We start from the raw sequence: 12713 nt of genomic DNA, 5'->3' as shown, positions 1-12713 counted from the left end.
ATCCATAATTTTCTAAATTCATATTTTTCTGCAAGTAAAAAAAGGACTATAAACATAGCCCTTTTCGTATTAACTAGCAATTTTTTTCATTGCATTTTTCTCCAATGAATTAAAATACTTTTTAGTTTCTGATGATATTACTTTACTAAGTAATATTAATGCTATTAAGTTTGGTATAGCCATAAGCCCATTTACAATATCGGCTAAAACCCATATCATATCTAACTTTAAGAATGCTCCACATGCAACTAGTAATATGTATATGTATTTAAAAGGTTTAATTCCTTTTACTCCAACTAAATATTCTGTACATCTTTCACCATAATAATTCCATCCTAAGATAGTAGTAAATGCGAAAAACGTAAGACCTATAGTTACTATCCATTTACCAAACATAGGCATACCAATTGAAAAAGCATAATTAGTCATGGCTGCTCCTGCATATTCACTACTCCAAGCACCAGTCATAATTAATACTATACCAGTCATAGTACATACTATTATAGTATCAAAGAAAGTTCCTGTCATAGATACCAAACCTTGTCTTACGCAAGAATTAGTTTTAGCAGCGGCTGCTGCAATAGGAGCACTTCCAAGTCCAGATTCATTTGAGAATACACCCCTTGCTATACCATTTCTAATGGCCATCATTACAGTAGCTCCAACGAATCCACCAGTGGCTGCCTTTCCAGAAAAAGCACTAGTTAAAATAAACGATATGGCCTGAGGTAATGCATGCACATTCATAAAAATTATAATCAAACATCCTAATATATAAAATAATGCCATAAAAGGTACTATCATTTCTGATATTTTAGATATACTCTTAATACCACCTAAGGTAACTGCTGCAACTAATATGGTAAGTATTATAGAAGTTACTATGGTTGGTATATTAAAAGCTAAATTTGCTGCATTAGTAATTGCATTAACCTGAGGAAAAGTTCCTATTCCAAAGAAGGCTACTCCTACTCCAAACAAAGCAAACATTTTTCCAAGCCATCTATATTCTTTTCCTAATCCATTTTCAATATAATACATAGGACCACCAGATATTTCCCCGTTATTATCTACAGTCCTATATTTAACAGCTAATAAGCCTTCTGCATACTTAGTAGCCATTCCAAAGAATGCGGCTATCCACATCCAAAATAATGCACCAGGTCCGCCAACCTTTATGGCAGTGGCAACCCCAACAATATTACCCGTTCCTATAGTTGCAGCTAAAGCAGTACAAAGGGCTGCAAAACTAGAAATATCACCTTGTGCCTCATTATTACTCTTCTCTTTACTAAACAAATACTTGATAGCTAAAGGAAGCTTTAGAATTTGAATAAATCCTAACTTAAAAGTCAAATACATACCTGTAGCTACTAATAGAATCAATAAAGGCGGTCCCCATACAAAGGAATCCACCTGATTCAAAATTTCTGTCAATTTCTCCATTGGCCAATACCCCCACATATAATATAGTTTGTTTTATGCTGATAAAATCAATATATGTCGTAAGGAGAAAGAGTTTATTAAATTTTTTATTTCGGTCAAATCGTATTGTGTCAAGTATAATGAATCTTTTCTCTTTAACATATTTCTCAAGTCCTTTTTAGACATTGAGGATTTTTAAGGATTTTTTATCATAACAAGATGGAGTTTGAGAGGTTATTTTAGCAACTTAAGAAAATTGTCCCCGTTAGAATCATTCCCATATGTTCATATCAGCATTTCTCCTAAAATACCCTTTCAGTTTGCTATTCATGTAGTTATGATTATTTTGGTAAATGAATTTAAAATTCTCCTAAAATTTCTGTTAAAAAGTTAAATCTTTTAGTGACAACTAAATAATAGCTTATTTTGCATTAAAATACTAAAGGCCAAATCATAAGATTTGGCCTCTTTAATACGAAGTAATTAGCAGTTTATATACTGATATATTAACAGTCTGCTTTTACTCTGTCCTTTTACCTGAGAGATTCACCCATATGGGCTTGCTCCTTCGGTGCTCTTAATAGAGGCTCTCCAGAGACTCGTCCGATAATGGTCCTGTTTAAAAAAACACCTGAAAGTTTCACTTCTTCGGCGGCATATGCCTTCTCCCACTATCATCATCCGATATTATTTAATTTTACCAGCACCCAAATTATAACATAGGATAAAATTTTATTCAATATTTTATATTTATGATTTTTTATTGAAGTTTTATTTTAACTATATTCTTTAATCTTTCATTTGGTATATTTAACTTTATGACCTCACTATCTTCCTTTTCTGATGGTCTATAGAAGAATAATACTTTTTTTCTCTGAAGACTAAATCCAAGATCTTCAATGTTTTGTAGTTTTTCTATATCTTTATTCATAGCTTCTTCGTTAATCACATTTATTAATTCCTCTTCTTTGTTACCTTTAATTAAATCATTAATAGATAATTTTTTGGAATTTTGTAAATCCATATTCACTCCTTTAAAAATATTTATTTCTCCAACACCTTCCCTTTTTCCATTCCCAATATACACTACACTTAAATACATACTGTCTTCTCTAGTAATATCATGTTCCACATTTACGTCCATATAATCCTTTTCATTATACATGTCTGCTGTTTTTTTCAATGTGGAGTTTATAAACCCACTGTCTTCCTCTTTAGAATAGTCTTTTACTTGAGGATAGGTTATATCTATGTTTCTATTTGAGTCTTGGATTTTTTCTGTAATTATGTCATATGTAATCTCTTCTTTTTTTGTACACCCTGGTAATAATGAAATTATTATAAAAATAAATAAGAAACTAAATTTAACCTTTTTCATATCTTTTCTCCTTTTCTTAGTCATAGCTTAATTTCTATTAATAGAATCTAACCCTTATTATCTATCCATATTAAATCCATGTCCTAATACTTCTCTCACATGAGCTGCTATGAGAAAAGCATTCTCATCTATTTCCTGTACAAATTGCTTTAGTTTTATAAATTCCCTTTTATTCATTACGACGGTTATAACTCTCTTCTTTTCCCTTGTATATGCTCCTTCTGCTTCATATATGGTAGCACCTCTTCCTATCTCCTCATTTACAAATTGTCTCACCCTTTCAAATTTGCTAGTTAATACGGAGACATGAATTTTTAATCCTAAGCCTTCTATTACATTATCTATTACAAAGGCATTCAGTATTACTCCTAATAATGCATATAATCCAAGTTCTAATCCAAATGTCAATCCAGCTAATAGGGTAATCAAAAAATCTGACAATAACAATGCCTTTCCCATGTTTATGTGAAAAAATTTATTCAATATTTTAGCAACTATGTCCGTGCCTCCTGTGGATGCATTTTGATAAAATATTATGGCCATTCCAATTCCTTGAACTAAAATACCGAAGAATAGATTTAAAAAGATATCATCTACTAGGGGATTTTTTATGGGAAAAACACTCTCAGTTATCCATATGCTACCTGACAATGCCAAACTAGCATATATGGTTTTAGCTCCAAATTGAGGCCCTATTAATATGAAGGCCACTATAAATAATATGACGTTCATTACTGACATTATGGCTCCTATGGACAACTGACTAAATACACTGTTTATTACCATGGCAAAACCAGTTACTCCTCCCGTAGCCAAATCTGCTGGCACAAGAAAAAAGCTCAGACCAAATGCCACTATAATTACTCCCATAGTTATAATTATGTATTCTCTTATTTTATTCATCTACAACCATCCTTATAAAAATACTATTATGCTATTAGTCTTGGTTGTAGCTACTTTATGTATGCACATTAATATATATTGTCCATTATTTTTTATAAAAAAATATGTATATATTCAAGTCTCATATTGAATATATACATATACATGTTAATTTACGTGAACTCATTTCAGTTCAATAATTTTTAACTTATTTCACTTAATAGGCAACATAATCGCTAGCACTTACAAGGGAATATGAATGGAAAATTTTTAGAAGGTGGAACATGAGTATGTATTATGCTGCAAACAATTATGAACCTTCTACGTTTATTATAAGATTTGCACTCTCTAGTCTCATAGTGACTTACCTTCTAAAATATTTTTTATTTATATGACTGAAGTAAGTTCATCGCCCTCTAGATTGGACATATTTTTTTCTCTACCTATTTCTTAAAATATATCTTTTGGCTTTCCTATATTAACAATTTCTCCTTCTTTCAGAATTACCACTCTATCTGCAATTGCCTTAGAGTCTTCCTTATCATGGGTAACAAATATGGATGTTATATTTGCCTTTCTTATAATTGATTCTAATTCTTTTCTTATCCGCTCTTGCAAATCTGAGTCTAAGTTACTAAAGGGCTCGTCTAATAATAATAAATCAGGTTTTGGCGCTAGGGCCCTAGCTAAGGCAATCCTTTGCTGTTGACCTCCACTTAGTTCATGGGGATACCTTTTTTCAAATCCCTTTAAATCTACTAGTTCTAAAACTTCCTTAAGTCTATTATCCTTTTCCTTACTATTCATATGTTTTAATCCAAATTTAATGTTTTTTTCAATGGTCATATGTGGGAACAAAGCATAATCTTGAAATACCATACCCATTTGTCTATTTTCCGGTAATGTGAAATTATTATTATCTACTATTATTTTATCATCTATTTTAATACTTCCTGCTGAAGGCACTTCTAGGCCACATATTATTCTAAGAGCAGTACTTTTACCACTTCCACTTTCTCCAAATATAGAAATTATTTCGCCATTGCTGATTTCCATGGAGAAATCTTTTATTACATCTTTTACAGAATTTTTATATTTAAACTTTAATCCCTCTATTTTAATGCTCATTATTTCCCCTCCTATTTACTATGAAATTAAAGAAAATTATTGATATACTACTTACTAGTATGATTATTAGGGAACCTATGGATGCCTCATGAATCATTTCATCACTGGCATATTCAAAGGCCTTTGTAGCTAAAGTATCAAAATTAAAGGGTCTTAATATTAAAGTAAGTGGTAATTCCTTTAAAACATCTACAAAAACAAGGATACTAGCTCCTACTATTCCTGGCTTTATCATTTTAAGGTCTACCTTAAAGAAGGTTTCTATTATTCCCATTCCTAGGGTTCTTGAAGCCTCAAAAAATCTTTTTCCCACCTTTTCAAATCCAGCCTCTATGGAATTATATCCTATAGTCAAAAATCTTATTACATAAGCAAATAGTAACATTATTATACTACTACTTAATATAAGTTTAGATCCTCTAAAAGTTATATCCTCATAAATCCAACCGAACTTCCTATCTATCCCTATAAAGAAGACTATAACACCTAGGGCTATAACAGATCCAGGTATGGAATATCCCACTACTGTTATTTTTGAATATGCTTTAGATAATGTACTTTCATTTATTCTATTGTAATTTCCTATTATAATAGAAATAATTACTATTAATACGGATGTTATTATGGCTATAATTAAAGAATTTCCCATTAATTTTATAAATCTATGATTTAAAATCTTTTCATAGGTCATTAAGGCCCAATGGATTAATTGTAATGTTGGAATTAAAAATCCTAAACTAAATATGATAAAAGAGTACATAAAAGCACCTATGGATTTTATTCCCTCTAATTTTATTTTCACCAATGGTCTTACTTTAGCCGTACTATAACTAAACTTTTTTCTGCTCCTTAGGAATTTTTCTATCATTAACGAAGTAAATACTAAGATCATTAAAACAGATGCTAGTCTAATGGCAGAATCAATATCTCCCATGGCAAACCAAGTTTTAAAAATTGCCGTACTAAAAGCTGGAACACCAAAGTACTTAACAACACCATAGTCATTTAATACTTCTAAAATTACTAAACTAACTCCCCCCACAATGGCAGCCCTTGCTACAGGTAATATTACATGTATGAATATTTCTAACTGACTACGTCCTAAAACTCTTCCATTTTCCACTAAATCTGCCGATTGTTTTTCCAAAAATGATTTAGTAATAAGATATACATAGGGAAACAAAAATATTGTAAATATAAATATTGCTCCATTAATGGACATAATATCAAAGTATTTTTGATTTACATATATGCCGAAATTATTTCTTAGAAAGCTTTGAATTATTCCCGTATAATTCAATATGCCCGCATAAGTATAAGCCCCCATATAAGGAGGTATTCCTAAAGGTAGTATGAGGCCTATTTCTAAAACTTTCCTAAAGGGGAATTCATACATGGTAGTAATCCATGCCAAACTAGTTCCTATAACCATACTTAGTATCCCAGTACAGACTGTTAATATAGTAGAGTTAATCATATAATCCTTTAATAAATATTTCTTTATGTGAATCCAATTTTCATTAGGTTCATTAAATAGACTAATCATAATATTTAAGTTTGGAAGTATGATTAATAACACAAATACAGTACTCAATACAGACCACAAATTCAAATTCATTTTTAACCATCTCATCTTATTCAACTGTCTCCACCTCCTAGTCACTATTATATATAGATAAACTACCTTTAAATTCATAAACGCTGGATACCTATGAAGTGCAATAAATTAAAAATTCTTGAGAGTGTGGAACATGACAATATCCTATGCTGTAAACAATTATGAATCTTCTACCTTCCATATAAGATTCACACTTTATAGAGTCATAGTGACTTCACTCGAAAGAATTTTTAATTTATTGAACTGAAATAGGTTCACATAAATATAGCTTATCTACATTTTATACAAGTTAAAAAACAGCCTTAAAAAGGCTGTTTCCTATATTATTTCCAACCAACTTCATTGAATATCTTCACTGCTTGGCTATTTAATTCTCCTAGTCTAGATAAGTTAATATTTTGTGCCTTAAACTTACCCCAAGATTTTAATAATTCTGAAGGCTCTACATTTGAATTTACTGGATACTCGTAGTTAGTTTCTGCAAATTGCTTTTGAGCTTTCTCACTACTTAAGAACTCCATAAGTTTTATTCCATTTTCCATATTTTTAGAGTGCTTTGTCATTCCAACTCCACTAACATTTATGTGGGTTCCTTCACTATCTTGATTTGGGAAAAATACTCCTACATTTTCAGCTACTTTTACTTCTTCAGGGTTAGATGAATTTAGCATTTTTCCTACATAATAAGTGTTCATTATAGCTATGTCACCTTCTCCAGCCACTACAGCAGTAGCTTGAGCTCTATCATTACCCTTTGGCTCTCTAGCCATGTTTTCTACTACACCTTTAGCCCACTTCTTTGCTTCTTCTTCTCCCTTTATTTCTATTAATGATGCTAATAGGGATTGATTATATATGTTTGATGATGATCTTACTAATATTTTTCCATTCCATTTTGGATTTACTAAATCTTCATAAGTTGATAAATCTGAAGGGTCTACTCTATCTTTTGAATAAACTAATACTCTTCCTCTAACTGTTAATCCAAACCAATTACTATCCACATCTCTTAAGTTTTCAGGTACATTCTTAGATAATGTTTCGCTAGATACAGATTGTAATAACTCTTTTGACTTAGCTCTATGTAATCTTCCTGCATCTGCTGTGATTAATAAATCTGCTTGTGTGTTTTCTCCTTCTCTTGCAAGTCTTTCTATTAATTCATCACCCTTTGCCTTAACTACATTTACTTTTATTCCAGTTTCCTTAGTAAATAAATCAAAAAGTTCTTGATCCGTATCATAATGTCTATCCGTATAAAGGTTTACAACTTGTTCTGCCTTTACCTCTTCCTTTACCTCTTCGTTACTAACTGCTGCCTCTTCATTACTTGAGCATCCTACTAGTCCTAATATTAACATCATGCTCAAAGATAACACTAAAAATAGTTTTTTCATATATTCACCCTCCTATAATTCGTTTATTGATTGATAATCATTTTCATTAACCAGTATAAATGATAATCATTCTCATGTCAAACAAGATCTTCCACGACTTTTATTTTTATCAAAAAAAGAACCCACTAATGGGTTCCTATTAAAAGGGTTGTATCTACATAATTGACTGTATGCACATATAGGCAAGCTTTAAGCCATAGTATATGACTATACTTCCACATACTATATTTAATTTTTTCAGTACCTTTTCATTAAATAGATGACTAAAATGGGACACAAAGGTACTTATACCTAAAAACCAAAGAGCAGATGCTATACAAACTCCTATAATAAACAAATTTGATTTATCAGGTGGTAATGAAGCTCTAAATCCACCTAGTAATAAAGATCCATCTATTATGGCCTGTGGATTTAGCCATGTGACTACAAAACAAGTACTTATTACTTGCCACAGGGGTTTATCCAAATCTACTTCCCCAGATAAGTCAGGTTCTGATTTTATAAGACCATATCCTATATATATGACAGCCATACTCCCAACCAATAATATTATTCTCTTAATTAATATACTCTTATCAATTAAAATTCCCACTCCAAAGAAACAAGCTAACGCTAAGGTTATATCAAAAAATATGGTAGCTAGAGCCACTTGGTAGGCACGTTTTTTACTCTTACTAATAGCTGTATTTATAACGTATAGATTCTGCATTCCTATAGGAGCCACATATGCTAATCCTAGCGTAAACCCCTGTAATAAATATTTAAACAAAGTTCCCACCTCTTATCTATAATTTCATTATGTCTATACAAATTATATATGATAAATCACTATTTTTCTCCAACCAAACACAAAAAACTTTTCCCAACCAATTTCAAAAAGACAGTCAAAGGACCATCTTTTTAAAAGTTTTCCATATGATTTATTATGATAGCTAGTTTTTTCAATCCTTTCTCTAATTTTTCCAATTCTGCATAGGAGTAGGATATTCTTATATTCTTATTATTCATATGACCATACATATATCCTGGATTTATTAATAAATTTTCCTTCAATGCCTCATCAAAAAGCCTTTTCATATTTATATTTCTTTTTACTTCTAACCATATATAAAAACCACCCTTTGGAATGTTCCATGTGGCAATTTCCTTAAAATATTTATTTAATAAATTCTCCACTAAATCTCTTCTGATTTTCAAGTTCTTTCTACTAATTTGTAAGTGCTCAAAGTAGTGACCACTTGAGATTAATTCTACTATGGCCCATTGTGAAATAGAACTGGAGCCATAATCTGTTTGCATCTTTATGTCTGCCAATCTATCTATTATAGGTTCTGGACCTACAATCCAACCAATTCTAAATCCTGGTGCCAAGGATTTAGATATACTTCCTAAATATAGTACATTACCATTTTTGTCAATAGATTTTAAAGGCATTGGAGGCTCATTGTCTATCCATAGTTCCCTATATACATCATCTTCTATAATAGGCATACGTTCCTTTTCACAAAGGTTTATTATATTTTTCCTTCTGTCCATAGGCATTAAGGTTCCCGTTGGATTATGAAAAGTAGGTATAGTATATAAAAAGTTTATATTTCTCTTGTTAATCCTATTTAATATTTCACTTTCCATAATTCCATTCTTATCCATATTAAGGCCAACTAATTTCATTCCTGATGACTGAAATATATGTAGGGATTTTATGTAGGATGGATTCTCAATTAGTATAGTTGAACCTAGTGGAGTTATACCTATGGATATTAATTGAAGTGCTTGAAGGGCCCCTGATACTATTAGTACCGATTTTGGAGATACATTTATATTAAATTCTTTCAGATATTCACAAATTACTTTTCTTAAATCTAATAAGCCCTTTGGTTCCAAATAGCCTAGATCATTTATTCTATCAGGCATTTTTGTTAATATGTTCCTCATCATTTCCTTTGGAAATAAATTTGGAGATAATTCTCCTGTCCCTAATCTTATTATATTAGGTTCAAATTCTAACCTATTTATTGCTTGAATGGTAGGTAAGTTAGGCCGATGAACTCCATTTTCTATATACTGTTCCCAATTAGTCTTGTTATTTGAAATTAATAGAGCCCAAGTATTATTGGCAATTCTGGTGCTACTGCCACCTTTTCCCTCTATTATCCCCTCTGCTTTTAATTCTTCTAGTGCCTCTATTAAGGTACTCCTATTTACACCAAATGATTGGGCCAAAAGCCTTTGAGCTGGTAACTTAGTTCCTACAGTCCAGTTACCACTACTTACTTCACCCTTTATAAAATCTATTATTTGTTTATATAATGGCACTTGAGAATTTTTATCCGGTTTCCAACTTATCTCCACACCTGATCCCTCTTTTCCTCTTATTCTTAAGAGTATATTATCTAATGAAAGCCATTTTATCAACTCTTTTAACCTGAAAGTATGTAATTTTGTGCAGAAAAAAGCCCATCCAAAGGATGAGCTAGAAACTTAAGTATTTATATGAAGTAAACAGATGGCAATACCCTGAGTAAATTTTACGGCTTAGGTCTGGTTGGTTTTCCCAAGAAGATACTGGTCTGTCGCCAGATCAGCGGTTTCCCTTCACTTCTTCCTATGCTATGCATTACCAGATTACCACTTAGTCCGTACTTTAATCCCCAAAGTATCTCAGAAGAACAGTCTAGGAGCTTTCCTCAACAGTCAAGCCATTTCCTAGCCTCTTTTGCAGAACAGGTTTCAAATAGTAAAAAATATTATTTTATTGGCCGATAAAACAATATCATAACTATCTATCCCCCATATTCCACTCAAGGCAGGCTACTCTACACGTAGCACGTATTGAACCACATTGTAGGTTTAATCTTAATAAAAAAGTTACTTTTATTAAGTCTCCGCGAAAAAAAGGGTACACGCCCACATGCCATTGTGAATCGCCCTCTTTTTCTTACTCCCAGCACTCACCCCCAACTGGGCGTTGTAAGCAAGTACCAGGAGCTTCATCGATATGCCCTCTGACGGATTTTTAGGCCCGCCTTCAGAAATGGATGATCCGACTAGAATACTGCACCATCTGCACTTATTCGTAAAGAGTATTATATGATATATTAGTTATAATGTCAAATGTAATTTGTTTCCTTTTAGTTAAATGTCATAAAGGAAAGACTTTATTATGGCAAAATACTCTCTTAAATAATACTTAGGAATTTGATAGAATTTGGTTTTAGATACTATGGCATAGGGTTCAAATCCTATTTCTTTAGCCAATACCCCTGCTCTAAATTGATGGAATCTATTAGTTACTATACCTATTCTTATTTTTTCTTTCCTTTCTTCCTCTTGCAAAATATCATAAGTATTTTTTAAATTCTCATAGGTGCTAGTAGATTTATCCTCTTTTATTATCCTGTCCTTTGATATACCTAAGCCTACTAGATATTGTTCCATGGCAAATGCCTCTGATGTGGCTTCATCAGGTCCTTGACCTCCTGAGACAACAATCTTTATATTCTCATTCTTATTTAAGTACTCATAGGATTTATCCAATCTTTCTTTTAATGTTGCTGATAACTTGTCCCACTTTAATCCTGCCCCTAATACTACTATATAATCTACTTCCTTATATTCTTTAGATACCCCATTTACAAGAATTAAACCTTCTATTAATATAAAACTTATTAGCCATAATAAGCCTAGTATTTTCAATAGATTAATAGCCTTACTTCTTTTCTTCACAGCCTATACCCCTTTTTCTCTCTTTTTCCTATATTATAACCTGAATTTTCTATAGAATTAAAGAAAAAAAAGATATGACTAAAAAGTCATATCTTTTTAAAGGAATTACTGTATGTCCGCAATTATAGCATCAAATAGCTCTGCTCCAAATTCATCCTTTAACTTAGGCCATACTTCTGCTCTAGCCTTCTCAGCCATTGCAGTTAACTCTTCTTGTGTAAACTCATATACGTTAACACCTGCTTCTGCCAATTTAGCCTCATAACCCTTTTGGTCTTTTTCAGCTAATTCGTATCTTGTGCTTTCAAACTTAGCACTAGCATCTTCTATAGTTTTCTTTTGCTCATCGCTAAGACCTTCCCACGTTTCCATATTCATATATAGGAACCACATTTCGAAGTGATCATTTACTGGTAAATAATACTTAGTTACATCTCTAAAACTAGCATAGTATCCTTCTGCTCCTCCACCTATTGCTCCATCAACTATACCTGTTTGCATAGCAGTAAAGGCCTCTGAATAAGGAATAGGTGTAGCTAAGTATCCTTGTGCTTGAGCATTTAATTCATATACTTTCATTCCAGGAACTCTTATCTTTAATCCCTTAGAAACATTAGGGTTTCCTGCTTCATTAGGTTCTTTTACTAAAGCAATTCCGCCAAAGTATACTGGGTATGTGCTTAATAACTTAATACCTTGCTTTTCAAATCTCTTACCTAATGCATCCATCATAGGACCATCTTTTCTAAATACATGTTTAGCTTCTTCCCAGTTAGTAGCTAAATAAGGAACAGCTGTAATTCCTAGTGCCTTATCTACGTTAGTGCCTGCTGGTGCAAGTTGCATTTCAACATCACCTATACCAACACGTTCTTGTACTATTTGATAATCACCTAATGTACTTCCTGGATAAACCTCAATGTTTATATCTCCGTTAGTGCTCTCCTTTATTGCACTAGCTAGAGCTCTAACATCCTTATCTGCCACTGCACCCTCTGGTCTAATATGACCTATTTTCCAAGTCATAGTTTTACCTTCTTGAGATGCTGGCGATGAACATGCTGCCAAACTTCCAATTACTAGAACTACACAAATCAATATACTCATTATTCTTTTTACATTCCTCATTCTATCCCTCCTAAATTTTAATTTCACTTTA

At 32.0% G+C, this 12713-nt stretch carries 10 protein-coding genes and 2 riboswitches; all 10 genes read right to left on the bottom strand.

Annotated elements, in window-relative coordinates; genetic code table 11:
* Positions 1-69: 69 nt before the first annotated feature.
* The 10 genes from CCE28_RS08765 to dctP all read right to left on the bottom strand — a co-directional run bounded on the left by CCE28_RS08765 (position 70) and on the right by dctP (position 12682).
* The gene (locus tag CCE28_RS08765; protein ID WP_095133056.1) at positions 70-1446 is read right to left on the bottom strand and encodes an alanine/glycine:cation symporter family protein; all 1377 of its coding nucleotides are present in this window, start codon (positions 1444-1446) and stop codon (positions 70-72) included.
* Between the two features lie 502 nt (positions 1447-1948).
* Positions 1949-2022: riboswitch (glycine riboswitch) on the bottom strand.
* Between the two features lie 3 nt (positions 2023-2025).
* Positions 2026-2106, bottom strand: a riboswitch (glycine riboswitch).
* 79 nt (positions 2107-2185) lie between these two features.
* On the bottom strand, positions 2186-2803 hold the full coding sequence (locus tag CCE28_RS08760; RefSeq protein WP_095133053.1) for a hypothetical protein: 618 nt from the start codon (positions 2801-2803) through the stop codon (positions 2186-2188).
* 57 nt (positions 2804-2860) lie between these two features.
* The gene (locus CCE28_RS08755; protein WP_095133051.1) at positions 2861-3706 is read right to left on the bottom strand and encodes a YitT family protein; all 846 of its coding nucleotides are present in this window, start codon (positions 3704-3706) and stop codon (positions 2861-2863) included.
* Positions 3707-4135: 429 nt separating this feature from the next.
* Positions 4136-4813 (bottom strand): ABC transporter ATP-binding protein, encoded by a 678-nt coding sequence (locus CCE28_RS08750; protein ID WP_095133047.1) that lies wholly within the window; start codon positions 4811-4813, stop codon positions 4136-4138.
* Positions 4803-6446: an ABC transporter permease gene (locus CCE28_RS08745; RefSeq protein ID WP_095133271.1), complete on the bottom strand. Its 1644-nt coding sequence runs from the start codon at positions 6444-6446 to the stop codon at positions 4803-4805. Before CCE28_RS08745 ends, CCE28_RS08750 begins: the two co-directional genes overlap by 11 nt.
* Positions 6447-6754: 308 nt before the next feature.
* On the bottom strand, positions 6755-7828 hold the full coding sequence (locus CCE28_RS08740; protein WP_095133045.1) for a Fe(3+) ABC transporter substrate-binding protein: 1074 nt from the start codon (positions 7826-7828) through the stop codon (positions 6755-6757).
* Positions 7829-7982: 154 nt separating this feature from the next.
* A complete protein-coding gene (locus CCE28_RS08735; protein ID WP_095133043.1) occupies positions 7983-8597 on the bottom strand; it encodes a LysE/ArgO family amino acid transporter in 615 nt (204 codons plus the stop codon).
* A gap of 131 nt (positions 8598-8728) precedes the next feature.
* Entirely contained in the window at positions 8729-10180 is a 1452-nt protein-coding gene (locus CCE28_RS08730) for an aminotransferase-like domain-containing protein (RefSeq protein WP_095133269.1), read from the bottom strand.
* Positions 10181-10963: 783 nt separating this feature from the next.
* Positions 10964-11554, bottom strand: a complete 591-nt coding sequence (locus CCE28_RS08720; RefSeq protein WP_095133042.1) for a YdcF family protein — start codon at positions 11552-11554, stop codon at positions 10964-10966.
* A 105-nt stretch (positions 11555-11659) separates the two neighbouring features.
* On the bottom strand, positions 11660-12682 hold the full coding sequence (gene dctP / locus CCE28_RS08715) for a TRAP transporter substrate-binding protein DctP (protein ID WP_095133040.1): 1023 nt from the start codon (positions 12680-12682) through the stop codon (positions 11660-11662).
* Positions 12683-12713: the final 31 nt, after the last annotated feature.

The organism is Anaeromicrobium sediminis (assembly GCF_002270055.1).
Classification (GTDB): Bacteria; Bacillota; Clostridia; order Peptostreptococcales; family Thermotaleaceae; genus Anaeromicrobium; species Anaeromicrobium sediminis.
Note: the sequence above shows the minus strand (reverse complement) of the source record. Positions and strands in the feature narration are given on the sequence as shown.